The 24,640-nt window shown below is 63.2% G+C and carries 25 protein-coding genes; 15 read left to right on the plus strand and 10 right to left on the minus strand.

The features are described from left to right. Positions 1–179: 179 nt before the first annotated feature. Entirely contained in the window at positions 180–1,082 is a 903-nt protein-coding gene (locus tag F474_RS06775) for a LysR family transcriptional regulator (RefSeq protein WP_097083322.1), read from the minus strand. 251 nt (positions 1,083–1,333) lie between these two features. On the opposite strand from F474_RS06775, the gene F474_RS06780 reads away from it, so the two are divergent. From F474_RS06780 to F474_RS06800, 5 genes are all read left to right on the plus strand, one after another. Further along, on the plus strand, positions 1,334–2,125 hold the full coding sequence (locus tag F474_RS06780) for a class II aldolase/adducin family protein (protein ID WP_097083321.1): 792 nt from the start codon (positions 1,334–1,336) through the stop codon (positions 2,123–2,125). 183 nt (positions 2,126–2,308) lie between these two features. Beyond that, positions 2,309–2,653 carry an ArsC family reductase gene (locus tag F474_RS06785; protein ID WP_097083320.1) on the plus strand — a complete coding sequence of 115 codons (345 nt, stop codon included), beginning with the start codon at positions 2,309–2,311 and terminating at the stop codon, positions 2,651–2,653. 35 nt (positions 2,654–2,688) lie between these two features. Next, entirely contained in the window at positions 2,689–3,723 is a 1,035-nt protein-coding gene (gene dapD / locus F474_RS06790; protein ID WP_097083319.1) for a 2,3,4,5-tetrahydropyridine-2,6-dicarboxylate N-succinyltransferase, read from the plus strand. A gap of 55 nt (positions 3,724–3,778) precedes the next feature. Continuing rightward, the gene (locus F474_RS06795; RefSeq protein WP_097084245.1) at positions 3,779–4,984 is read left to right on the plus strand and encodes an aminotransferase class V-fold PLP-dependent enzyme; all 1,206 of its coding nucleotides are present in this window, start codon (positions 3,779–3,781) and stop codon (positions 4,982–4,984) included. Further along, a complete protein-coding gene (locus F474_RS06800; protein ID WP_097083318.1) occupies positions 4,981–5,388 on the plus strand; it encodes a SufE family protein in 408 nt (135 codons plus the stop codon). Before F474_RS06795 ends, F474_RS06800 begins: the two co-directional genes overlap by 4 nt. Before the next feature lie 32 nt (positions 5,389–5,420). Here F474_RS06800 and F474_RS06805 read toward each other — a convergent pair whose 3' ends face one another. After that, a complete protein-coding gene (locus F474_RS06805) occupies positions 5,421–6,239 on the minus strand; it encodes a hypothetical protein (protein WP_097083317.1) in 819 nt (272 codons plus the stop codon). Between the two features lie 169 nt (positions 6,240–6,408). On the opposite strand from F474_RS06805, the gene F474_RS06810 reads away from it, so the two are divergent. Beyond that, positions 6,409–6,666 carry a type B 50S ribosomal protein L31 gene (locus F474_RS06810; protein WP_097083316.1) on the plus strand — a complete coding sequence of 86 codons (258 nt, stop codon included), beginning with the start codon at positions 6,409–6,411 and terminating at the stop codon, positions 6,664–6,666. Here F474_RS06810 and tcdA read toward each other — a convergent pair. Beyond that, on the minus strand, positions 6,643–7,470 hold the full coding sequence (gene tcdA, locus F474_RS06815; protein WP_097083315.1) for a tRNA cyclic N6-threonylcarbamoyladenosine(37) synthase TcdA: 828 nt from the start codon (positions 7,468–7,470) through the stop codon (positions 6,643–6,645). The genes F474_RS06810 and tcdA overlap by 24 nt on opposite strands. A 109-nt stretch (positions 7,471–7,579) precedes the next feature. On the opposite strand from tcdA, the gene F474_RS06820 reads away from it, so the two are divergent. Genes F474_RS06820 through F474_RS06835 form a run of 4 tightly spaced genes read left to right on the plus strand, consistent with a single transcriptional unit; the run spans position 7,580 to position 11,177 of the window. Next, positions 7,580–8,761: a diguanylate cyclase gene (locus F474_RS06820; protein ID WP_097083314.1), complete on the plus strand. Its 1,182-nt coding sequence runs from the start codon at positions 7,580–7,582 to the stop codon at positions 8,759–8,761. A 58-nt stretch (positions 8,762–8,819) separates the two neighbouring features. Then, positions 8,820–9,971 (plus strand): succinyl-diaminopimelate desuccinylase, encoded by a 1,152-nt coding sequence (gene dapE, locus F474_RS06825; RefSeq protein ID WP_097083313.1) that lies wholly within the window; start codon positions 8,820–8,822, stop codon positions 9,969–9,971. Then, the gene (locus F474_RS06830; protein ID WP_097083312.1) at positions 9,971–10,780 is read left to right on the plus strand and encodes a putative RNA methyltransferase; all 810 of its coding nucleotides are present in this window, start codon (positions 9,971–9,973) and stop codon (positions 10,778–10,780) included. Before dapE ends, F474_RS06830 begins: the two co-directional genes overlap by 1 nt. A 19-nt stretch (positions 10,781–10,799) precedes the next feature. Beyond that, positions 10,800–11,177: a hypothetical protein gene (locus tag F474_RS06835; protein ID WP_097083311.1), complete on the plus strand. Its 378-nt coding sequence runs from the start codon at positions 10,800–10,802 to the stop codon at positions 11,175–11,177. Positions 11,178–11,258: 81 nt separating this feature from the next. Here the strand turns inward: F474_RS06835 and F474_RS06840 are convergent, their stop codons facing one another. Next, positions 11,259–12,209 carry an NAD(P)H-quinone oxidoreductase gene (locus F474_RS06840; RefSeq protein WP_097083310.1) on the minus strand — a complete coding sequence of 317 codons (951 nt, stop codon included), beginning with the start codon at positions 12,207–12,209 and terminating at the stop codon, positions 11,259–11,261. Between the two features lie 178 nt (positions 12,210–12,387). Here F474_RS06840 and F474_RS06845 point away from each other — a divergent pair, with 178 nt between their 5' ends. Both F474_RS06845 and F474_RS06850 read left to right on the plus strand, forming a co-directional pair. Continuing rightward, positions 12,388–14,469, plus strand: a complete 2,082-nt coding sequence (locus tag F474_RS06845) for a carboxy terminal-processing peptidase (RefSeq protein ID WP_165830274.1) — start codon at positions 12,388–12,390, stop codon at positions 14,467–14,469. Between the two features lie 105 nt (positions 14,470–14,574). After that, complete coding sequence (locus F474_RS06850; protein ID WP_097083308.1) at positions 14,575–16,317, plus strand: GGDEF domain-containing protein; 1,743 nt, start codon at positions 14,575–14,577, stop codon at positions 16,315–16,317. On the opposite strand, the gene F474_RS06855 is transcribed toward F474_RS06850, so the two are convergent. The 3 genes from F474_RS06855 to F474_RS06865 all read right to left on the minus strand — a co-directional run bounded on the left by F474_RS06855 (position 16,299) and on the right by F474_RS06865 (position 18,305). Continuing rightward, the gene (locus F474_RS06855) at positions 16,299–16,679 is read right to left on the minus strand and encodes a hypothetical protein (RefSeq protein ID WP_097083307.1); all 381 of its coding nucleotides are present in this window, start codon (positions 16,677–16,679) and stop codon (positions 16,299–16,301) included. The genes F474_RS06850 and F474_RS06855 overlap by 19 nt on opposite strands. 103 nt (positions 16,680–16,782) lie before the next feature. Further along, a complete protein-coding gene (locus tag F474_RS06860) occupies positions 16,783–17,229 on the minus strand; it encodes a YkvA family protein (RefSeq protein ID WP_097083306.1) in 447 nt (148 codons plus the stop codon). A 269-nt stretch (positions 17,230–17,498) separates the two neighbouring features. Beyond that, positions 17,499–18,305, minus strand: a complete 807-nt coding sequence (locus F474_RS06865; RefSeq protein ID WP_097083305.1) for an FKBP-type peptidyl-prolyl cis-trans isomerase — start codon at positions 18,303–18,305, stop codon at positions 17,499–17,501. 398 nt (positions 18,306–18,703) lie between these two features. Between F474_RS06865 and mqo the strand changes: the two genes are divergently transcribed. Beyond that, positions 18,704–20,347, plus strand: coding sequence for a malate dehydrogenase (quinone) (gene mqo / locus F474_RS06870; protein ID WP_097083304.1), 1,644 nt, complete (start codon positions 18,704–18,706; stop codon positions 20,345–20,347). Positions 20,348–20,366: 19 nt separating this feature from the next. On the opposite strand, the gene pcaQ is transcribed toward mqo, so the two are convergent. Both pcaQ and F474_RS06880 read right to left on the minus strand, forming a co-directional pair. Then, positions 20,367–21,314 carry a pca operon transcription factor PcaQ gene (pcaQ, locus tag F474_RS06875; protein ID WP_097083303.1) on the minus strand — a complete coding sequence of 316 codons (948 nt, stop codon included), beginning with the start codon at positions 21,312–21,314 and terminating at the stop codon, positions 20,367–20,369. 11 nt (positions 21,315–21,325) lie between these two features. Continuing rightward, entirely contained in the window at positions 21,326–21,889 is a 564-nt protein-coding gene (locus F474_RS06880; RefSeq protein WP_097083302.1) for a nitroreductase family protein, read from the minus strand. 159 nt (positions 21,890–22,048) lie between these two features. Between F474_RS06880 and F474_RS06885 the strand changes: the two genes are divergently transcribed. Then, a complete protein-coding gene (locus F474_RS06885; RefSeq protein WP_097083301.1) occupies positions 22,049–23,503 on the plus strand; it encodes a TrkH family potassium uptake protein in 1,455 nt (484 codons plus the stop codon). Between the two features lie 13 nt (positions 23,504–23,516). Next, entirely contained in the window at positions 23,517–24,365 is an 849-nt protein-coding gene (locus F474_RS06890; protein ID WP_097083300.1) for a DMT family transporter, read from the plus strand. Here the strand turns inward: F474_RS06890 and F474_RS06895 are convergent. Then, positions 24,362–24,640, minus strand: a complete 279-nt coding sequence (locus F474_RS06895; RefSeq protein WP_097083299.1) for a SelT/SelW/SelH family protein — start codon at positions 24,638–24,640, stop codon at positions 24,362–24,364. The genes F474_RS06890 and F474_RS06895 overlap by 4 nt on opposite strands.

Here is a 24,640-nt window from a genome sequence, read left to right on the forward strand (position 1 = left end):
GGGCAGGCCGGCGGTCGAGCCGGAATAGACTAAGTGACGCCTGCCCAGGCGGTCGTCTGGGCATGGGAAATTCGATGGTCGTGGGCAGTTTCGAAACGTGGTGAGCCGGGTGCTCACATCAAACGCTCCCGATGCCCTGATAGATTCGGGTCAAGGCTGTTTCTTACCTCTACCCCCTATCAGGCCTGAGCGTGTAACGTCAGCCCCTGCGTCACTACCTCACCGAACAGATCCACAGCGCCTTGAAGGTTGCCGACGAACGCCGCCTGTACCAGCCACAGATCGATGACAGGGCGAAAGTCGCTGACACTGATGACCTCCAGCCGGTCGCGGTGGCGGCTCCGTTGCAGCAGCGGCTCGGGTACTAGCCCAAAGCCCATCCCGTTGGCGACCAGCCCCAATTGCAAATCGGTGCCGAAGATCTCCAGGCTGACCTTCAAGCTTTGGCCTTTTTCGGCCAGCGCTCGCTGCAGCCCGGCGCGGAATCCACAACCGTCGGGGTTGAGGACCCACCCTTGGCCCTGGCAGTCGGCCAATTTGCAACGTTTGCGCGCGCAAGCCCCTTTGGCAACGACCACTACCAGTGACATCTGCGCCAATGATTGCCCGATGACACCTTCTGGGAACAGTTTGCCCGCTGGGAACAATACGGCGGCGGCATCGAGCTCTCGACGCTCAATGCGCTGCACCAGATTGCCGCCCCATCCCTGGGCCACCTGTACCTGTAGCTCCGGGAAGCGTGCCTTCATGCCCTGCAGAGCTTCCAGTAGCACCGCATCGCCTATGGTTTGCGGCACGCCCAGACGCAAGGTGCCAGACGGGGCAGCGTCTTCGGCTACCAACTCGCGCAGGGCTTCGACTTCCCGCATCACCGCCTGGCAACGCTCAAAGACCCGCCAGCCGATGGCGGTCGGCTTCATTGGCTTGGTATGGCGGTCGAGCAACACCGCGCCCAAAGCCTCCTCGAAATTCTGGAGGCGTCGGGTAATGGCCGATTGTGTGAGTTGCAGAGCATCTGCAGCGACGCTCAGCGACTGCGACCGCACTACGGCGATGAAGGCATCGATGTCATCTATTTTCATGCTCAGATCCGGAAGCACGCAGAGCTGCCTAGAATATTCCCGCCACGCATAATCTTCTGCCTACCCATTCAGAAATACTGATGATGAGCTTATAGCCAAACAGCCTTTTACAGTGCTGATCTATAAAAATACAGTGCGGGGCTAGCCACCTCACCGCCCAGAGGCGCTCGCGCAGCAAGCCCCCGATGCTGCAGTCTGCGCCCTTGGCCAGCCGCCATGGGCACGCTCCTCAACCTGGATCAGGACCGCCCATGAAACCGTTTACCGCCACCGCAGCGTCAATTGGCCTGCGCCAGCGTGTATCACCCGCAGAATGGGAAATACGCGTCAAACTTGCAGCGGCTTACCGCATTGCCGCGCAATTGCGCTGGACAGACCATATCTACACACACTTTTCCGCACGGGTGCCGGGTGAGCATGAGCATTTCCTCATAAATGCTTATGGCCTGCTGTTCGATGAGATCAGCGCCTCCAACCTGGTGAAAGTGGACATCGATGGCACGTTGATCGACGACCCTATGGGCTTGGGCATCAATCAGGCCGGCTATGTGATCCACAGCGCCATCCACCGCGCCAGGCCGGATCTCAAGGCCGTACTGCACACTCATACCCGCGACGGGGCCGCCGTGTCGGCACAACGCGGCGGCCTGCTGCCACTTTCGCAGCATGCATTGGCCTACTACAGCCGCGTGGCCTACCACGAGTACGAAGGCATTGCCTTGGATCTGGACGAACAGCAGCGCCTGGTGGCTAACCTGGGTGACAGCAACATCCTCATCTTGCGCAACCACGGCCTGCTCACCGGCGGGGTCAGCGTGGAGCATGCCTTTAGGGAGCTGCATGGCCTGGAGCGGGCTTGCAACATCCAGATCGCAGCCCAGGCCGGCGGCAATGTGGACCTTCTGCACGCTTCTACAGCTGCGATCGGCAGAGTGCGGGAACAAGCCGCCGCGACGGCCGCGGGTCGAAACCCCGGCATCCAATTGCATTGGAACGCACTGATCCGCCAGCTAAACCGCGAAACCCTTGCCTATGCCGACTGAGTTGCCTGTTGCCTCTACCGTTTGAGCTATCCGGCCAGCACTGGCCGCCGGCAAGACGCCCCACAGCGCGCTGGCCCATTGACAACCATGGCATCGAACCGCCCAATCCCGCATAATTCGGCCACTGAATTTTCCGGAGACAGCGGGAAGGCACGGGCAAACCCGGCCTGCCCACGTGAATCAATGGCTTACACCCTCTACGGCATCAAGGCTTGCGACACCATGAAAAAGGCCCGCACCTGGCTCGATGAGCACAAGGTTGCCTACGCCTTCCACGATTACAAAACCCAGGGCATCGACCGCGAGCACCTGGCGCGCTGGTGCGATGAGCACGGTTGGCAAACCGTGCTCAACCGCGCCGGCACCACCTTTCGCAAGCTCGACGAAGCACACAAGGCCGACCTCGACCAGGCCAAGGCCATCGAATTGATGTTGGCCCAGCCGTCGATGATCAAACGGCCGGTGCTCGAGCTGGGCGATCGCACCCTGATTGGCTTCAAACCTGACCTGTACGCCGCGGCCCTTTGAGCCCCGGCGCCGTTTACGAATATAGAGGTATCTGCATGTCCGCTAACCTGTTCAGCCTGGCCTTCGGTGTCGGCACCCAGAATCGCCAGGGCACCTGGCTTGAAGTGTTCTACGCCCAACCCCTGCTCAACCCCAGCGCCTCGCTGGTCCAGGCAGCTGCCAAGGTGCTGGGTTACACCGGCGGCAACCAGGCCATCGCCTTCAACAACACCCAGGCCAGCGAGCTGGCCGACGCCCTCAAGGGTGTCGACGCTGCGCAAGCCGCCCTGCTGACCCGCCTGGCCGAGAGCCAGAAGCCACTGGTAGCCACCTTCCTGGCTGAAGATGCAGCGCTCACCTCCACCCCCGAGGCGTACCTGAAGCTGCACCTGCTCTCGCACCGCCTGGTCAAGCCGCACGGCACCAGCCTGGCAGGTATCTTCCCGCTGCTGCCGAACGTGGCCTGGACCAGCCAGGGCGCCGTGGACCTCGCCGAGTTGGCCGAGCGCCAGCTCGAAGCACGCCTGAAGGGCGAGTTGCTGGAAGTGTTCTCGGTCGACAAATTCCCGAAGATGACCGACTACGTGGTCCCGGCAGGCGTGCGTATCGCCGACAGTGCCCGTGTGCGCCTGGGCGCCTACATCGGCGAAGGCACGACCATCATGCACGAGGGCTTCGTCAACTTTAACGCCGGCACCGAAGGCCCGGGCATGATCGAAGGCCGTGTCTCGGCCGGCGTGTTCGTCGGCAAGGGCTCGGACCTGGGCGGCGGCTGCTCCACCATGGGCACGCTGTCCGGTGGTGGCAATATCGTCATCAAGGTCGGCGAAGGCTGCCTGATCGGCGCCAATGCCGGCATCGGCATTCCGCTGGGTGACCGCAACACCGTGGAGTCGGGCCTGTATGTCACTGCCGGCACCAAGGTTCGCCTGCTCGACGACGCAGGCGAGCTGGTCAAGGTCATCAAGGCACGCGAGCTGGCCGGCCAACCGGACCTGCTGTTCCGTCGCAACTCCGAAACCGGCGCAGTGGAATGCAAAACCCACAAGTCGGCCATCGAGCTCAACGACGCGCTGCACGCTCACAACTGATCTGCCGCTGTGGCCGGGGCACCTGCCCCGGCCTCCGATGCGCGAGGCCCTCGCCATGTTTCACACCTCTCCCTGGCGCGCGGACTTCCCCGCCATCGCTGCGCTGCAACGCCAGCAGCAAACCTACCTGGACAACGCCGCCACCACCCAGAAGCCCCAGGCCCTGCTTGACGCGCTTGCGCATTACTACGGCCACGGTGCGGCCAACGTGCACCGTGCCCAGCACCTACCCGGCGCCCTGGCGACCCAGGCATTCGAGGCGAGCCGCGAGAAGGTCGCGCTGTGGCTGGGCATGCCTGGCGCAGGGCAGGTGGTTTTCACCCACGGCGCCACATCTGCGTTGAATTTGTTGGCCTATGGGCTCGAAAACCAGTGCCGCCCGGGCGATGAGGTGGTGGTCAGCGCCCTGGAGCATCACGCCAATCTGCTGCCCTGGCAGCAACTGGCGCAGCGCAAGGGGCTGAAGCTGGTAGTGCTGCCTCTGACCGAAGTGGGCATCATCGACCTCGAAGCGGCACGCGGTTTGATTGGGCCGGCCACTCGGCTGGTCGCGGTCAGCCAGCTCTCCAATGTGCTGGGCACGCAGCAGCCGGTGCGCGAGCTGGCAGCGCTGGCTCGTGAGCATGGCGCGTTGAGTGTGGTCGACGGTGCGCAGGGCGTAGTGCATGGCCGGCCGGAGTTTGCCGCCTTGGGTTGCGATTTCTACGTGTTCTCCAGCCATAAGCTCTACGGGCCCGATGGCGTCGGGGTGATCTGCGGCCGCAGGGAAGCACTGGAGCGGCTGGCGCACTGGCAGTTCGGCGGCGAAATGGTCCAGCAGGCTGGGTACCACCACGCGACCTTCCGCCCGGCGCCCCTGGGTTTCGAAGCCGGCACGCCTCCGATTGCCGGGGTCATTGGCCTGGGGGCCACCCTGGACTACCTGAGCGGCCTGGAAACCGAAGCGGTGCTGGCTCATGAGCAGGCGTTACACGAGCAACTGCTACGCGGGCTCAACGACCGGGACGGCGTGCAGGTGCTTGGCGCACCGGTGCGGGCACTGGCCAGCTTCGTGGTGCAGGGCGTGCACAACGCAGACCTCGCCCACCTGCTGACCGAGCAAGGCATCGCTGTCCGTGCAGGGCTGCACTGCGCGATGCCGCTGTTCGAGCGGTTGGGGCTGGGGGGCGCCATTCGTGTGTCACTGGCGTTGTACAACGACTCGAGCGACCTCCAGCGCTTCTTCGAAGCACTCGACGCTAGCCTGGAGCTGTTGCGATGAGCTTGCCCATCGCTGCGCAGGCCGCGTTGGACGAGCTGTCTGCCATCGCCAGCTGGGAACAGCGTGCACGCGCGTTGATGCAATGGGGCGAGCGCTTGGCGCCGCTGAGCGAGGCGGAAAAGACCGAAGCGAATCGGGTGCAGGGTTGCGAAAGCCAGGTCTGGCTGGTGGCCGAACGAAAGGCCGATGGCTGGGCGTTTCGCGCCAGCAGCGACGCCCGCTTGCTGCGCGGCCTGCTGGCGCTGCTGTTGGTCAGGGTCGAGGGCTTGAGCGCCCAGCAACTGGATGCGTTGGACGCGGCGCAGTGGTTCCAGGCGCTGGGGCTGGGGCGGCAATTGAGCCCCTCGCGCAGCAATGGGCTCAATGCGGTGGTGCAGCGGATGAAGACCTTGGTCTCGGGATGAGCGTGCGGCAGCGTCACCCCGAGACCGCCGTCTCAATCGTCATACACGGCGCAGCGTTCCATATCGACAAGCTCCACCCACAGCTTGCCCGTACCAGACCGCCTCAACTCGCCGAGCACCAGCAGGTGGCAGCCTGAGAGATCGTCCATCTCTCGCTTGCGGGCCCGCCGCAATAGGTCATCGACCAGTGCCTCAGAGACCAGCACGCTGTAATCCCGATAGGATCGAGAATTCAACCAGAACGAGCCTTCTTGTTTAGCAGGGCCGACACTGGCAATCATCCCCCAGAACCCGCGATATTGCCCTTCAAGGCCAGCGTGAACGTCGGCGGTTGCCACAAAAAAATCCCGGACCGTAGTAACGCCGTGCCCTGGCACCTCCAGAGCCTGCGAGGCATTGCGAAACTGCTCGGAATAGATCAGGTTGCGAAGAATCGGGGTCAGCCGCCGGCGCATACGCGCAGCCGGCCGGGGCCCTTGGCCGGTGTATCGGCCGCCAGCGCCAGGTGCCGGCACCTGAGCATGCTCGGGCACATGAAAACCCGTACCTGCCCGGCCGTAGCCGAGGTCGAGCTCGATCAGGTCGCCGGGATTGTCGAGGATGTCCTGCTCTTCCGAACTGGCGTTGCTTTTTGCGCCATCGGCCGCAGCGGCCTGGCATAGAGGGCCATGTGGCCTGGCACCGAAGCACGCCCCCTGCCCGCTGGTGGAAGCTTTGCGAAAGTATGCCTCGGCGCCGCAGCTGTCGCAGATCAGTGCCCGGCGTTTATATTCAAGCTCCTCTGCCGGTAGCAGGGCGAAGCGGCTGGCAAGGTAACAAACGTTGTCGTCGGTACATCTGGCAATGTCCATGGGCACTCCTTCGATAGGCGGTGACCTATACGTTGGTGCTGTGAGACCGGAGCAACCACACAAATGACAAACTTCAGATTTTTCACAGGGTAGCACCGCCGCTGGCGCGGTCGGATGCGAGCGTATATCATGAGTTATAACATAACATTTAGCCCCGAGAGGATTGCTCATGAAGCCCGGTATTCACCCCACCTATCGCCCCGTGCTGTTCCACGACGTCGGTGCCGATGCCTTCTGGCTGATCGGCTCGACAGTCGACACCGATAAAACCTTCGCCCACAGCGACGGCCAGACATACCCCTATGTGGCCCTAGACGTCTCCAGCGCCTCGCACCCGGTCTACACCGGCAAGGAGCGCAAGGCCAAGAGTGAAGGCCGAGTGGCGGGCTTCAACAAGCGTTTTTCAGGTTTCGTCAGCAAGCCTTGAAGCCTTGGGCCGTTCGCTTGGGCGGCGGGTGCCTGCGACCAATTTGTCTACCGCGCGCGCGGCAGCAGCCATGCCGAAGGTGGCGGTGACCATCATCACCGCGCCAAAGCCCCCCGCGCAGTCCAGGCGCACGCCCTCCCCCACAAAACTTTTGCTCAGGCACACGCCACCGTCTGGAAGCGGATAGCGCAACTGCTCGGTGGAGAACACGCACGGCACGCTGTAGCTGCGCGAGGTATTGCGTGAAAAGCCGTAGTCACGCCGTAGTAACGAACGTACTCGCGAAGCGAGCGGGTCATGGGTGGTGCGGTTGAGGTCGGCGATTTCGACGCGGGTCGGGTCGATCTGGCCACCCGCGCCGCCGGTGGTGACGATGCCGATCTTGCGGCGCTTGCACCAAGCAATCAGCGCTGCCTTGGCCGCAACGCTGTCGATGCAATCGACGACGAAATCCAGCTGTTCGGTCATGTACTGGGCCAAGGTGTCGGCGGTGACGAAATCCTGCACCGAATGCACGGTGCAGGCTGGGTTGATCGCCCGCAGGCGCTGAGCCATCACCTCTACCTTCGGCTGGCCGGTATGGCCCTCAAGCGCATGGGCTTGGCGGTTGGTATTGCTCACACAGACATCGTCCAGGTCGAAGAGCGAAATTTCCCCTACCCCACTACGGGCCAGCGCCTCGGCTGCCCAAGAGCCGACGCCGCCGATACCGATCACTGCCACATGGGCCGCGCGCAGGCGCTCAAGGCCTACTTGGCCGTACAGGCGGGCAATGCCGGCAAAGCGGGGGTCGTCGGTGCTCATCGGGTTACCTCCAGTCAGATCGGCGCGCATTATAGCCTCGTGCGCCATCACCGTCGGCAAGCCAATGCAGTAGAATGCGCCCCTTCCTGTTCCCGCGTGCCGCCCGGCCATGCTGCTCAACGACCCCCTGACGCTGCTGTATCTCATCACCCCGTTCGGGTTGATGACCACACTGGTGCTGTGCCTTTCTTACGTGGGCCATGGCCGCCATAGCCCGGCGCTGCACGCCTGGATTGCCGGGGACTTGGTGCTGGCCGCCTACCGCGTGGTGCCGATGCTGCAACCGGGGCTGCTGCCCGATACCCTGTCGTGGCTGGGGCTGTTCACCCCAGGCCAGTGCTTCACGCTCAACATCGCCTTGCTGCTGGTGGCGATCGGAGCGCACACCCTGGCGATGCATTACATGGGCAAGCCAAGCGTAGGTAACCAGCGGCTCCTGGCGACCGTGCTGGGCCCTGCCATGGCGTTTGCCCTAGGCGCTCAAGCACTGTTGCCCAGTGGGTGGGTATTGCCCTGGTTCACTGGCTGGCTCGCCCTGTCGATCGCCTGGCAACTTCGCGTGACCTGGCCGTTGCGCAAGCGTTACCGCGGCGCCTGGGGCCTGATCGCGGGGCATGTTGCGCTGGTGCTGTTCCACGCCGGCAACACCCTGGCGATGTTGCTGGAACCGCCGCCTGCGCTGCTCCTGGATGCACCGGATTTACCGTCGTATACCGCGCTGGCCATGGATTTCATGGTCTCGTTCCTGTTCACCCTTAGCTTCGCGCTGATGCTGCAGGAGCAATTGCGCCACCAGATCCACCAGTTGAGCGTCACCGACAGCCTCACCGGTGCGTTCAATCGCCGGGGCGCTACGGCGCTGCTTCGCCAGGAATGGGCCCAGGCCTTGATGCAGCGTTACCCTGCCGCGATGGCCATGATTGACCTGGACCACTTCAAGCGCATCAACGATCAGCACGGCCATGCCACCGGAGATGCCGCACTGCAGGTATTCGCCCGCACCGTTCAGGCGCTCAAGCGACAGAGCGATGTGTTCGTGCGCTGGGGGGGTGAAGAGTTTTTGCTGGTGTTTCCGCACACCGAAGCCGCCCAGGCTCAGCGCTTCCTCGAGCGCCTGAAAGCGGCGCTGGCGGCCAACCAGCAGTTGCCTTTTACCTTGGGTTTCAGCGCGGGCCTGGCAGACACCCGTAGCCTGGGGGCCGGGGACGATTTCGAAAGCCTGCTGGCGCAGGTGGACCAGGCGCTGTATCGCGCCAAACAGGCCCGTGGGCAGGTCGAGGTGGTCGCCTGATACGGCGCTTTTGCTATAACCTATCGCCCTTTGCCCGCTACCTCGCCCGGAGTTTCCCATGACGGCTGTCGCCGACCTTTCGCCCACCCTGCAACTGGCTTGCGACCTGATCAGCCGCCCCTCGGTCACCCCGCTCGATGCGGACTGCCAGGCCCTGATGATGCAACGCCTGGGCGCAGTGGGCTTCAAGCTCGAGCCAATGCGCTTTGAAGACGTCGACAACTTCTGGGCCACGCACGGCAGCGGCCAGGGCCCGGTGCTGTGCTTTGCCGGCCACACCGACGTGGTGCCCACCGGCCCCGTGCACGCCTGGCAGCACGAGCCGTTCGCGGCGAAAGTCGATGAAAACGGCATGCTCTGTGGCCGGGGCGCCGCCGACATGAAGGGCAGCCTGGCCGCGATGGTGGTCGCCAGCGAACGCTTCGTGCGCGACTTCCCCGATCACAAGGGCACCCTGGCCTACCTGATTACCAGTGACGAAGAAGGCCCAGCCGTGCACGGTACCCAGGCGGTGGTCGAAGTGCTGCGCGCCCGTGGCGAGCGCCTTGACTGGTGCATCGTCGGCGAGCCCTCGAGCACTACGCTGGTAGGCGATGTGGTCAAGAACGGCCGCCGTGGCTCGCTGGGTGGCACCCTGGTCGTCAAGGGCGTGCAAGGCCACGTGGCGTACCCGCATCTGGCGCGCAACCCCATCCATCAGGCCGCCCCGGCGCTGGCCGAGCTTGCCGCCGAGCACTGGGACGACGGGAACGCGTTCTTCCCGCCGACCAGTTTCCAGATTTCCAATCTCAATTCCGGAACCGGCGCCACCAACGTGGTGCCAGGTACGCTCACAGCACTGTTCAATTTCCGCTTCTCCACCGAATCTACTGTCGAGGGGCTGCAGCAGCGTGTGGCGGCAATTCTCGACAAACACTCGCTGGAGTGGCACGTCGACTGGTCGCTGTCAGGTTTGCCGTTCCTTACAGAACCCGGCGAGCTGCTTGATGCGGTGCGTGCCAGCATCCAGGCGGTGACTGGGCGAGACACTCAACCTTCCACCAGCGGCGGCACCTCCGACGGGCGCTTCATCGCCACCCTCGGCACCCAGGTGGTCGAGCTGGGGCCGGTCAACGCGACCATCCACCAGGTCGATGAGCGTGTGCTCGCCAGCGACCTGGACGTGCTCACCGACATCTATTACCACACCCTCGTGCGGCTGCTCGCCTGATGCTCACCTGCCCCTTGTGCTCTGCCCCGCTTGCCAGTGCCGAAAACGGCGTGGCCTGCCCGGCCGGGCACCGCTTTGATCGTGCCCGCCAAGGCTACCTGAACCTACTGCCGGTGCAGCATAAGAACAGCCGCGCCCCGGGTGACAACCAGGCGATGGTCGAGGCCCGCCGCGCCTTCCTTGAAGAGGGCCACTACGCCCCCGTTGCCCGCCGCCTGGCAGAGCTGGCGGCAGGCTATGCGCCCAAGCGCTGGGTCGACATCGGCTGTGGCGAAGGCTACTACAGCGCGCAGTTGGCCGAAGCGCTACCAGGCAGCGACGGCTATGCGCTGGACATCTCCCGCGAGGCGGTCAAACGCGCCTGCAAGCGTGCGCAGGGCGTCACCTGGCTGGTGGCGAGCATGGCGCGGATTCCGCTGCCCAGCGCCAGCTGCCAACTGCTGACCAGTGTGTTCAGCCCGCTGGACTGGGCCGAGACGCAGCGCCTGCTGGCGCCGGGCGGCGGCCTGCTGCGGGTAGGCCCTACCCGTGACCACCTCATGGAGCTGCGCCAGCGGCTTTATGACGAGGTGCGCGAGTACATCGACGACAAGCACCTGGCCCAAGTGCCTGCCGGCATGGCCCATGCTCACAGCGAAACCCTGACTTACACCCTCAAGCTGATCGCCCCCGACTCACGCGCAGCCCTGATGGCCATGACGCCTCATGGCTGGCGCGCCAGTGCCGAACGCCGTGCCGCCGTGATCGAGCGGCCCGGGCCTTTCAGCGTCACCGTGTCCATGCGTTACGATTACTTCGTCGCCCACTGACCCCTACCGAGTTCATGCCATGCGCCAACCCGACATCGAAATCTACCTAAAAGACAGCGACGTCGATCACCAGGCCATCACCGCCTGGCTCAACGGTGCTTTGGGCCAATGCAGCGGCTGGGTGCAACAGGGCCAGGCCTGGAAATGCACCGCCGGGAACGTGCCGGTCACCTGGGTCCCGAAGGCCGTCGGCAAATGGAACAGCCTGTTTCTTGAAAGTGACAGCACCCCGTGGCCCGACGATATCGCCTGCGCCCGCGCGGCCTATGCAGCGCTTGGGGTAGAAGTACGCTGCGCCCCCGGCACCTGGGTCGAAGAAGAGGCCGATGAGGAAGCCGACCGCTGGATACGCATCAGCGCCGACGGCGAGCAGGAGATCACCTGGCGAACTTCATAGGCGCTTCAAGCTTCAAGCGAGAGCAGATTTGCGTGGCATCTCGAATCTCACATCTCGCTTTTGCTTGTAGCTTTCAGGTTCCTAACCAACGGCCAGCACGATCTTCCCGCTGATCTGGTTCTGGCCCAATTCATCGAACGCGGCCTGGGCGTCGCGCACGCTGAACACCCGCTCAAGGCGCGGGTCCAGCCTGCCCTCTTCGAACAGCGGCCACACGTTAAGGGCCAGGTCTGCCAGCAGTTCGGCCTTGAATACGTCGTCGCGCGAACGCAAGGTGGAGCCCATCAGGTGCACACGCTTGGCCAGCACCTTGGCCAGGTCCAGCTGGGCATCCTTGCCGCTCATCAAACCAATCAACACCCAGCGGCCGTCTTGTGCGATGGCCTTCAGATTAAGCTCGCTGTACTTGGCCCCTACCGGGTCGAGGATCACATCGAAGGGGCCGAAGTCTGCCAGCGCCTCCAGGTTCTCGTGGCGCACCACACCGCCCTGTGCCCCGAGCCCTTCGCAATAGGCCAGGCGCTCGGCACAGCCAACACTCACCCACACCGGGTTGCCAAAGGCCTTGCATAGCTGGATGGCGGCAGTACCTACGCCGCTTGCGCCGGCGTGCAACAACACCTTCTCGCCCGGCTTCAGGCCGCCCAGTTGAAACAGGTTGAGCCAGGCGGTGGCGTACACCTCCATGATGCCTGCTGCCTGCTCCATGCTCAGCCCAGCTGGCACCGGTAGTACATGGCGAGCGTCGACCACCACCTGCTCCGCCATGCCACCACCGGCGAGTAACGCACACACCTTATCGCCCACCTGCCAGGCGCTGCCCGGCCCCACCTCTTCGATCACCCCGGCACACTCCAGGCCCAGAATGTCGGAGGCCCCTGGCGGCGGCGGGTACATCCCGGCGCGCTGCAAGAGGTCGGCACGGTTCAGGCCGGCTGCGGCCACACGGATGCGTACCTGCCCTACGTCACAGGTTGGCTCTGGGCGCTCGGCCCACTCGACTTGCCCTTCAACGCCTTGCAATGCCTTCACGCTACCTCCATAGTTGTTTCAGGACTGAGCCCCGCGCCTTGGCGCGGGGCTTTCGCATTATGCGACCGGCTTGCAGGCCCGCTGGATGAAAACTGCTTTATCACGGCGCCAGCATGGAACTCGGTCATCTTGAAGACGGCCCAATATGCGTTATCAATTGCCCCCACGTCGAATCAGCATGAAGCAATTTCTCCCCCGTACCGCCTTGGCACTGGCATTGGGCCTTGCCCTTTTGCCAGCAGCCGCCCCCTCATTTGCCGCAAACAAGTGGGACGGCCTGCAGCCTGACCGTGACGAGGTGATCGCCAGCCTCAACGTCGTGGAGCTGTTGAAACGCCACCATTACAGCAAGCCGCCGCTCGATGACGCGCGCTCGGTAATCATCTATGACAGCTATCTCAAGCTGCTTGATCCCTCGCGCAGTTATTTCCTGGCCAGCGACATCACCGAGTTCGACAAATGGAAGACGCAGTTTGACGACTTTCTGAAAGGGGGAAACCTCGACCCCGGTTTCACCATCTACAAGCGCTACCTCGACCGTGTGAAAGACCGCCTGGACTTCACCCTCGGCCTGCTGGGCCAAGGCGTCGACAAGCTCGACTTCACCACCCACCAGACGCTGATGGTCGAACGCAAAGACGCGCCCTGGATCACCAGCAAGGCCGACCTCGATGACCTGTGGCGCAAGCGCCTGATGGACGAGGTGCTGCGCATGAAGATCGCTGGCAAAGACAACAAGCAGATCCAGGATACTCTGACCAAGCGCTACAAGAACCAACTGGCGCGCCTGGACCAGACCCGTGCCGAAGACATCTTCTCGGCCTACATCAACACCTTTGCCCAGTCGTACGACCCGCACACCAACTACCTGTCACCTGACAGCGCGGAAAACTTCGACATCAACATGAGCCTGTCGCTCGAAGGCATCGGCGCAGTGCTCCAGAACGACAACGACCAGGTCAAGATCGTGCGCCTGGTACCCGCAGGCCCTGCCGAGAAAACCAAGCAGGTGGCGCCTTCAGACAAGATCATCGGCGTGGCCCAAGGCGACAAGGAAATGGTCGACGTGGTCGGCTGGCGCCTGGACGAAGTGGTCAAGTTGATCCGCGGGCCGAAAGGTTCTGTGGTCCGCCTGGAGGTGATTCCACACACCAATGCCCCGAATGACCAGACCAGCAAGATCGTCTCGATCACCCGCGAAGCGGTCAAGCTCGAAGAGCAAGCTGCGAAGAAATCCATTCTGCACCTGAACCAGGACGGCCATGACTACAAGCTCGGCGTGATCGAGATCCCGGCCTTCTACCTTGACTTCAAGGCCTTCCGTGCTGGCGACCCGAACTACAAAAGCACCACGCGCGACGTGAAAAAGCTGCTGGGCGAGTTGCAGCAAGAAAAGGTCGACGGCGTTGTGATCGACCTGCGCAACAACGGTGGTGGCTCGCTGCAGGAAGCCACGGAACTGACCAGCTTGTTCATCGACAAGGGCCCAACGGTACTGGTACGCAACAGCGATGGCCGCGTCGACGTGCTTGAAGACGAAAACCCCGGCGCCTTCTACAAAGGCCCGATGGCCCTGTTGGTGAACCGCCTTTCGGCATCGGCTTCGGAAATTTTCGCCGGCGCCATGCAGGACTACCACCGCGCCTTGATCATCGGTGGGCAAACCTTCGGCAAAGGCACCGTGCAGACCATCCAGCCACTGAACCATGGGGAGCTGAAGCTGACCCTGGCCAAGTTCTATCGGGTATCCGGCCAAAGCACTCAACACCAAGGCGTGCTGCCAGACATCGCCTACCCGTCGATTATCGACACCAAGGAAATCGGCGAGAGTGCGCTGCCCGAGGCCATGCCCTGGGACACCATTCGCCCGGCCATCAAACCGGAGGCCGACCCCTTCAAGCCGTTCATCGCTCAGCTCAAGCAGCTGCACGACCAACGCATCGCCAAGAGTGCAGAGTTCACTTACATCCGTGATCGCCTGGCGCTGACGCAAAAGCTCAGCGAAGAGAAGACTGTCAGCCTCAACGAAGCCGAGCGCCGAGCCCAGCACACCAGCATCGAGCAGCAGCAGCTGGCGTTGGAGAATGCCCGCCGCAAAGCCAAGGGTGAAGAGCCGCTCAAGGAGCTCAAGAAGGAAGAAGAAGACCCCCTGGGTACCGCGCCGGATGACAGCAAGCCCGAAGACGACGCGTACTTGAGTGAAACCGGTCACATTCTGCTGGATTACCTGCACCTGAATACACGCGTGGCGAAACATTGAGCCACGTAGTGGCACTTCAGTCATAAAGCTGTCATCAGACTGTCGTGAAATAGGGGCCGGCCGCACAAGCGACCGGCCCTTTTCATTGTTGTCGGGTACCTGCGCATGACCCTCACCGAACAGCTGAGCACCCTCACTTCCATCATTTCAGGCTGCAGGGTGCATAGCCTGTTCCAACCAATCGTCAGCCTCTCCCAGCGGCGAATTCTTGGTTACGAGGCCCTCTCCCGTGGGCCTTCCAACAGCCCACTGCATTCGCCCCTGAACCTGTTTTCGGTCGCCCGGCAGACAGGGCGGCTGAGCGAACTGGAAATGGCCTGCCGCGAAAGCGCCTGCCGGCATTTCCGCGACCAGCGCCTGCCAGGCAAACTGTTCCTGAACGTTTCCCCCGAAACGCTGCTCGAGCCGGTCCATCCTTCAGGGCTGACCTTGCAACTGTTGGAGCGCTTCGGCCTGAGCCCGCAACAGGTAGTGATCGAGCTCACCGAACAAACCCCAACCGATGACTTTCACTTATTGTCCACGGCACTGCACCACTACCGCGCCATGGGTTTCACCATCGCTCTGGACGACCTCGGCGCGGGGTATTCGAGCCTGCGCCTGTGGTCAGAGTTGCGGCCGGACTACGTCAAGATTGACCGCCATTTCATCGACAACATCCACCAGGACGCAGTCAAGCGCGAGTTCGTAGGCTCCATCCTTCAGATTGCGCGGACCTCCCGCGCCTTGGTGATCGCTGAAGGCATCGAGCGAGTTGAGGAGCTGGCAGTGCTTACCGAGATGGGCGTTGACCTCGTACAGGGCTACCTGCTGGCCCGCCCTGAGGAAGTGCCCCCGCGCGACGCAACGGCGCTGCTACCCAAGTTGGACAACCCGCCGGCATTGCAGGATGAAGGCAACGACCTGACCGATCTGCTGATCGACCAACCTGCCGTGCTTCGCGATACCCCCACTGCGCAGGTATTGGAGCGGTTTCGCCATCAGGCCAGCCTTAACTCCCTCGCGGTAGTCGATGCCCAGGGGCAGCCGTGTGGCATCGTGCATCGGCATTCGCTTGCCGATGCCCTCCTCAAACCCTTCGGCACCGAACTGTTCGCGCGCAAGCCGATCAGCCGCTTGATGAGCGACGACGTGCTGGCGGTGGATATCAACCAGACGCTGCAGCAGGTCAGCCGGCTGCTTACCAGCAGGGCGCGCCAGCGCATCGAGGAAGACTTCATCATTACCGAGGGTGGCCACTACCGGGGGCTGGGCCGGGTGATCGACGTATTGAAGCTGATCACCGAACTCAAGATCCAACAGGCTCGCTACGCTAATCCGCTGACCTTGCTGCCCGGCAACGTTCCGATTCAGCAATGCCTTGGCCGCCTGCTGCAACAGCAGCGGGAGGCAGCGGTGTGCTACGTGGACGTAGACAGCTTCAAGCCATTCAACGACCTCTACGGCTACGGCCGGGGCGATGAGATACTGCTTTGCCTGGCCCAGTGCCTAAGGAACCGCATAGACCCCGCGCGTGATTTCGTAGGGCATATAGGCGGTGACGACTTCATGCTGGTTTTGGGCTCGGCCGACTGGCGAGTGCGCCTGGACAGGCTGCTGGAGGACTTCCAGAACCAGTGCCACCGGTTCTATCGCCCGGAACATCAGCAGGCTGGCTGCTTCATCGCCCATAACCGCCAGGGCCAGCGCCAGACCTTTGCGCTGTTGTCACTGTCGATCGGCGTGGTGCACCTGCGCCCCCAGGCCTGTAGCGGGCTGGATGCCAGCCGCCTGGCAGAGCTGGCCTCGGAGGCCAAGCATCACGCCAAAGACTCCAGCGGTTCGTGCATCTACGTATTGGAAGCCTGAAGCAATTCGGGGTAGGTGTATTCGAACACCCGGGCGACCTCCGAAGCATGCCAGGAGGCTGCCGCAACGCCATCGGCCGGCCCGTCAAACCGGCCCAGCCGGGATACGCATTCGAAAAAACCTGTTCGTGGCAAGCGGCTGGCGCCCTGGCTGATCACCAGCGAGCTGCGCAGCGGTTGCTCGGCACGGGCATCGAGCGTGGCAAGGTATTCGAGGGCAGCGGTGAGGGTTTGCATCGCCGGGCTGGGTAATTGCAAACGCTCGAGCAACGCCCGATACGTCAGCAGGTGCCGCTGCCTACGCGCTGAATCCAGCTCGCTGATCAGATGGTTCCAGTGGTTGCGACTGATCCGCACGCTCATGAGTACCTCTCCCTGTAGGCCAGCCTGGGCCCCGACATCGATTCCACCTTGCGTCGCGGCAGTTTAGGGGCAGCCAGTGGCGGCACAGGGCCACCCCGCTGCATCATCGGCCCAGGTACTCGCCCTCCAGCGCGGTCGCCCCTTCCGGCACACGCTCCACTGCACGCAGGCGCTCTGGCGACTGCTGATCTCGCCAGGCGCGAAAGGCATCCAGCTCGCCTGCCAGCACCTTCATCACCCAGCTCAGCACAACGATGTCATCCAGCATGCCAACACCCAGCAGCCAGTCGGGAATGGCATCGATAGGGCTTACGAAATAGAGCAGGCCGGCCACCACAGACAGCATCGCCTTGCCGCTGATGGCGCGATATTCACCCCGCCACCACGCACCGCACAGCGCGCTGAGCAGGCTGACATCATCGCGCAGCTTGCCCGGCCCGCGCCCACGCAGCTTGTTCGCGACCGAAATCAGCAACGCTGGCAACCGCCCGCGGCTGAGCAGGCGCTGGGCCAGTGGAAGAAAGCGTGCGAATGTGAAAGGTGCTTTCATGGAACCTCCGCGAGTAAACCGGGAAGGGTTATCCACATTATTTGTGGATAACCATGTGAACAGTGAAGGATTTTCAGCCCCAAGAGCCCGTAAGCCAAGGGGTAACCTCAGATCGGGCGTTTTTCAATCAGCGCCCGCTCACGAAACCTTCGACAACCGCACACCGACTTGATGCCGCCGGCGTGCTGCAAGCATGACCCGTACTCAGCGTGAGCACCGACCGGAAACGACAGCGCCCCGGCAAGCGGGGCGCTGTGGGTATTACCGAATTACTTCTTGGCAGGCTTGGCCGCGGGCTTCTCCGCAGGCTGGCTCTCTTGCTCCTGGGCCGCAGCAGCGTCTTCGTCTTCGCCTTCGTCGGCGGCACTGGCGCCGGCTTGGGCCGGGTCTTTGATGCCCAGCAGCTCAAGGTCGAACACCAGCACCGAGTTGGCCGGGATCGCCGGGCTCGGGCTCTGCGCGCCGTAAGCGAGATCGCTAGGAATGAAAAGCTTGATCTTCTCGCCTACGTGCATCAGTTGCAGGCCTTCGACCCAACCTGGAATCACACCGCTGACCGGCAGGTCGATCGGGCTGCCACGGTCGACGGAGCTGTCGAAGGTGGTGCCATCGGTGAGCTTGCCGGTGTAGTGCACGGTCACGACGTCAGTAGGCTTGGGCTGCGGGCCGTCGCCTTGCTTGATCACCTGGTATTGCAGGCCGGAGGCAGTGGTGGTCACGCCGTCTTTCTTGCCGTTTTCTTCAAGGAATTTCTTGCCATCGGCGAGGGCTTGCTCGCTCTTCTTGGCCATGCGCTCCTCGGCGCGCTTTTGCAGATCGGCGAAGGCTTGCACCAATTCGTCGTCTTTGAGTTTCTGCTCTTTCTTGCCAACGGCATCCTCGATGCCCAGGGCTACAGCCTTGGAGTCGAGGTCGTCCATGCCTTCCTGGGCCAGGCTCTTGCCCATGTTCAGGCCAATGCCGTAGGAGGCTTTCTGGGCGGGGGTTTTCAGCTCGACACTGCTGGTTTGCTTGTCGCAACCTGCGAGTACCAAACCTACCAGGGCGATAGCCGCGGCCAATCGATGCTGTTTCATGCAGTTTCCTTCAATGTTGCGCCATGGGAGCAGTCGGAACGAAGCGGCGAGCTTAGCAGGCGCGCCCGACCGATGGCTACGGCATGAGAGCAGGAATGCGCTGATAAGTTCAAGCAACTCAATGGGTTTGCGCACTTTCTGTTCAAAATCCATTCAGAAATGTGAAAAACCTGTTAAATCCTCATCGGTTGGCGCAAGACGATGGCCCTGGCCGCCAGCGCTCCATGGCCCTACCTGCGCGACTTTGCCGCGGATTCGGGTATAGTGGCACCCTCATATAACCGATTCAGCCATTGCGGCGGCGGATCGGAGCGACAACATCGCCGCAGTCCTGAAAAACGCCAATACCTGCTACCCCGCCGTGGGCCGCGGGTCACTCGCTAACGTGGATAAACACAATGTTTGATAGGGTCAACACAACCCTGATCGGGCTGGCTCTTGCCGTCTCGATGGGGGCCGGCTCTGCGTGCGCAGACCAAGTCAAGAAAGTCGACGTGCTGCTGATCGGCGGCGGCGTCATGAGCGCCACTCTCGGCACTTGGCTCAACGAGCTGGAGCCAGGCTGGTCGATGGAGATGGTCGAGCGCCTGGACGGCGTGGCCGAAGAGAGCTCCAACGGCTGGAACAACGCCGGCACCGGCCACTCGGCCCTTGCCGAGCTCAACTACACGCCCACTGACAAAGACGGCAAGGTGCAAATCGCCAAGGCCATCGAGATCAACGAAGCGTTCCAGATCTCGCGCCAGTTCTGGGCCTACCAGGTCACTCAGGGCGTGTTGAAGAACCCCAAGTCGTTCATCAACTCCACCCCGCACATGAGCTTTGTATGGGGTGACGACAACATTGCCTTCCTCGAGAAGCGCTTTGAGGCGCTGAAGGCCAGCCCGTTGTTCAGCGGCATGCAGTTCTCTGAAGACCCCGAGCAGATCAAGAAGTGGGTCCCGCTGATGATGGAAGGCCGCGACCCGGCCCAGAAAATCGCCGCCACCTGGTCGCCGATCGGTACCGACATGAATTTTGGCGAGATCACCCGCCAGTTCGTCGCCAACCTGCAGACCAAGCAGAACTTCACCCTGAAGCTTTCGAGCGAAGTCGAAGACATCACCCACAACGATGATGGCAGCTGGCGTGTCAGCTACAAGAACCTGAAGACCGGTGATACCACCGAAACCGACGCCAAGTTCCTGTTCATAGGCGCCGGCGGCGGTGCACTGAAGTTGCTGCAGAAGTCGGGCATCCCTGAAGCCAAGGAGTACGCAGGGTTTCCGGTTGGCGGCTCGTTCCTGGTCACCGATAACCAGAGCGTGGCCCTGCAACACATGGCCAAGGCCTACGGTATCGCCTCCACCGGCGCGCCGCCCATGTCCGTGCCGCATCTGGATACCCGCGTGCTCGATGGCAAGCGCGTGATCCTGTTCGGGCCATTCGCGACCTTCTCGACCAAGTTCCTCAAGCAAGGCAGCTACCTGGACCTGCTCAGCAGCACCACCACCCACAACTTCTGGCCGATGACCAAAGTGGGCTTGGACGAATTCCCATTGGTGGAATACCTCGCCGGCCAGCTGATGATGTCGGACGACGATCGCTTCCAGGCGCTGCAAGCTTACTTCCCGCATGCCAAGAAGGAAGACTGGCGCCTATGGCAGGCTGGCCAGCGCGTGCAGATCATCAAGCGTGACGAGGCTAAAGGCGGCGTGCTGAAGCTGGGCACCGAAGTGGTAGCCTCCAAAGACGGCTCGATCGCCGGCCTGCTGGGCGCATCGCCAGGCGCCTCGACCGCTGCACCGATCATGCTCAACGTGTTGGAAAAGGTGTTCAAGGACAAGGTCGCCACGCCGGAGTGGCAGGCCAAGATCAAGACCATCGTGCCGAGCTACGGTACCAAGCTCAACGACAGCCCTGACGCTGTCGCCAAGGAATGGGCCTATACCGCTCAGATCCTGCAGCTTGACACCCCGCCACCGGTGAACAACGCCAGCCCGTCGCCAGCTGCCTCCAAGGCGCCGGTGGCGCCGAAGGCAGACGCTGACCTGGCACTGTAAGCGTTACATGGCACCGCCGTCACACCCGTGGCGGCAGGTGCCCCTCCTCCTGCCGGTATTGCCCGGCCACCTCCCTGACCACCTCGCAAACCCAGTGCGCCGGCACCGGCAGCGGCAAGGCTGCATTGCTGCACAAGCCCACCGAGCCACCCGGCTCATTCACCCCCAAATCCAGCTCGCTCAGCTCGCCCACCCCCAGCTCCTGGCGCACCGCATCGCGTGGGGCGACCCAAATGGCATCACTGCCCAGCACATAGCGCCGGCTCAAGGTGGGTGAGAGGGTTTCCAGGCGCTGCGCCGAAGGCGCGATGCCGCACTGCACGAACAGGCTGTCGGCGTGCTTGCGGATGGTGGTTCCGGCCAAAGGCAGCACCAGCGGATAGCGGCCGGCAGCCTCCCGCGCGGCAGGGCCCAGCGCTAGCAGCGGATGGCCCGGGCGCACGATCAGGGTCATCGCTTCGCTGTACAGGTGCTCGAACGCCAGCCCTTGCACCTGGGGGCTGTCGGCCATACGGCCGATCACCAGGTCCAGGTCACCAACGTGCAACTGCCCCAACAGGTAGGCCCCCGGCCCGGTCGCCACGCTCACCACCAGGGCGGCATGGCGTGCATGCAGGCGTTGCAGCACCTGGGGCATCAACTGGCTCTCCACTGTCGACAATACCCCCACGCGCACCAACGGCGGTTCGTGGCGATCGCTGCGCAAGGTGCTCACACCTTCGCGCAGCGCTTGTACGCAGGGGCCGGCGTAGCGCATGAAGCGGGTGCCGGCAGGGGTGAGTTCAACACCCGCCTTGTCACGCTCGAACAACCGCGTGCCCAGCAGCGCCTCCAGTTCCTTCAAGGTCTTGGAAATAGCCGGCTGGCTCACCGCCATGGCATCGGCGGCGCGGGCGAAGCTGCCCTGCCGGGCGATCTCCAGAAAGCACAGCAGGTGGCGGAACTTGATGCGGGTGTCCAGGTTCATGGGCGCTTCGCTTATTGGCCGGCCCAGGCGCTGACGTAGTCACCGGTAGGCAGTGGCGCCGGCGAGCGTGGCTGGGTTTCAGCGGTACCCAGGTAGATGAACCCGATCACCTGCTCGTTCGCAGCCAGCCCCAGGCCCTGTGCAACGATTGACGAAAACGACACCTCGCCACTGCGCCACATCGCGCCGATGCCCTGTGCATAGGCCGCCAGTATCAGGCCGTGGGCTGCGCAGCCTGCGGTGAGCAATTGCTCGCTGGCCGGTACCTTCGGGTGCTCCTGCAGGCAAGCAATGGCGACGACGATCAGCGGGGCACGCAGGGGGTTCTTGCGCGCTTTGTCGACGGCCGCTTGAGGAACATCCTCGGCCGAGGCCGCCGTGGCCTCGGCGAGCAGCTCACCCAGCCGGCTCAGCCCTTCACCCTCGATGGTCAGGAACCGATAGGGGTGCAGCACCTTGTGGTCAGGGGCGCGAAACGCGGCCTGGAACAGAATCTCGCGTTGCTCGGCGCTCGGCGCCGGGGCGACCAAGCGGCCAACCGAAACCCGTTGCAGCAGGGCGTCAAGTGCATCCATCGTGTTTCTCCTTGAAGTGATCGGCTGTGCAATAAGCGCGCGAAAGCTGGCAAAATCAGTCGCACGCTACCGTGGCCACGCGGCGATTGCCAGCCTGGCGTTTACAGGCAGGCGGGCACAGGTAGAATGGCCGGCTGACTTCCTGCCAGCGTGGGCACCATGGCATCGGCGACCATTCGCATCATCGGTTTCATCATCGGCATCTTCCTGATCACCCTGGCGATCGCCATGCTGCTGCCGATGGCCACGCTGCTGTACTACGGCCACCATGCCCAACTGCGGCCATTCATCTGGGCCAGCGCCCTGACTTTTGTCGCAGGCACTCTGCTGGTACTGCGCGGGCGCCCCGAGCAGGTGCACCTGCGGCCACGCGACATGTACATGCTCACCGTCAGCAGTTGGGTGATCGTGGCAGTGTTCGCGGCCCTGCCCTTTCTCTTCACCCAGCACATCAGCTATACCGACGCCTTTTTCGAAAGCATGTCGGGCATTACCGCCACCGGCTCGACCGTCCTCAGTGGGCTCGACGGGATGTCACCGGGCATCCTGATCTGGCGCTCGCTGCTGCATTGGCTCGGCGGCATCGGCTTCATCGGGATGGCCGTGGCGATCCTGCCGATGTTGCGCATCGGGGGGATGCGGCTGTTCCAGACAGAGTCGTCCGATCGCTCCGAGAAAGTCATGCCGCGCTCGCACATGGTCGCCAAGTCGATCGTGCTGGTGTACGTCTGCTTCACCGCAGTCGGGGCACTGGGGTTCTGGCTGGCAGGCATGGGGGCTTTCGATTCCATCAACCATGCGATGTCGGCAATCTCCACGGGCGGGTTCTCCACTTCCGACCAGTCGCTCGCCAAATGGCAGCAGCCAGCTGTGCACTGGGTAGCAGTGGTGGTGATGATCCTCGGCAGCCTGCCGTTCACGCTGTACGTCGCCACCCTGCGGGGTAACCGCTGGGCACTGTGGCGCGACGAACAGGTGCGGGGGTTCATCGGGCTGCTGCTGGTGTGCTGGGCGGTGATGGGCACCTGGTACTGGGCCACCACCGGCCTGCCTTGGTATGACGCGCTGCGCCACGTCGCCTTCAATACCACGTCGGTGGTGACCACCACCGGCTTTGCATTGGGCGACTACAGCCTGTGGGGCAATTTCGCGCTGATGTTCTTTTTCTACCTGGGCTTCATCGGCGGCTGCTCGGGCTCCACGGCAGGCGGGATCAAGATCTTTCGTTTTCAGGTGGCGTGGATCCTGCTCAAGGCCAGCCTCAATCAGTTGATCCACCCGCGCGCGGTGATCCGCCAGCAGTACAACCGCCACCGCCTGGACGAAGAAATCGTGCGGTCGGTACTGACCTTCTCGTTCTTCTTTGGCGCCACCATCGGCCTGATCGCCTTGGCACTGGGCCTGATGGGCCTTGACTGGATGACCGCACTCACCGGTGCGGCCAGCACCGTGGCAGGCGTTGGCCCTGGGCTGGGCGACACCATTGGCCCTGCGGGTAATTTCGCCCCGCTGCCGGACGCGGCCAAATGGCTGCTGTCCTTCGGCATGCTGATCGGCCGGCTGGAAATCGTGACCGTGCTGGTGCTCTTCATGCCCGCCTTCTGGCGCCACTGATCGGAGCCTGCCCATGCAGCCACGCCAGGCCCTGATCGCCCTGCATGCCGGCGCGTTGCTGTTCGGCCTGGCAGGTATCTTCGGCAAGTTGGCGCAGGCCACGCCTTGGGTGATCGTGTGCACCCGCGCTGGGTTTGCGGTGCTGGCACTGGCAACCTTCATGGGCTTGGTGCGCGCCGAACCCTGGCGGCGGCCAAGGCGGGGTGAGGCCGCACAGCTGGGCCTGGCGGGGCTGCTTTTGGCCGCTCACTGGGTGGCGTTCTTCCAGGCGATCAAGGTGGGCGGTGTCGCTATCGGCACCTTGGGTTTCTGCAGCTTCCCGGCGTTTACGGTGGTACTTGAGGCGTTGCTGTTTCGCGAGCAGCTGCGCCGGGCCGAGCTGTTGCAAATTCTGGCGGTCACCCTCGGGCTTGCGCTTGTCACGCCGGGAACAGGTTCGGCCACGGGGGCGATGGCGGGGCTGCTCTGGGGCGTGTTATCGGGTTTGCTGTTTGCACTGCTGGCGCTGCTCAATCGCGCACGTTCCCCTGGCATCGGCCCGGTGCAGGCCGCGCTGTGCCAGAACGCGGTAGTGGCGCTCGCCTTGCTACCCCCTGCCCTTCCCGAGGCCGGCAGCCTGCGTGCGCTGGACTGGCTTTGGCTAGGCCTGCTGGGCGTGCTCTGCACCGGCCTGGCGCATGGGCTGTTTGTCGCCAGCCTGCGGGTGATCAAAGCCCGCACCGCGGCGGTGGTGTTCGCCCTGGAGCCGGTCTACGGAATTGCCTTTGCCTGGTGGGTCTTCGCCGAGCAACCGACCGGCTTGATGCTCGCTGGGGGGGTACTGATCATTGCCGCCACCTTGCTGCCGGCACTTGAGCGTTAGCGGTCGTTATGGCCCAGGTCGCGTTCGGGGTCGATACGATCACGCACACGCTGCTTGAGCACCTTCGCTTCGGGAAAGCCGCCATCGGCCTTGCGTTCCCAGATCACCTGCTCATCGCAGGTGATCTCGAAGACGCCACCGGTGCCCGGTACCAGAGTCACGCCTCCCAGCTCTGAACCGAAAGTGCTGAGCAGTTCCTGCGCCAGCCAGGCTGCGCGCAGCAACCACTGGCACTGGGTGCAGTAGGTGATGCGGATGATTGCTGCCCCGGCCAT

It is taken from the genome of Pseudomonas sp. URIL14HWK12:I12 (assembly GCF_003097135.1).
Classification (GTDB): Bacteria; Pseudomonadota; Gammaproteobacteria; order Pseudomonadales; family Pseudomonadaceae; genus Aquipseudomonas.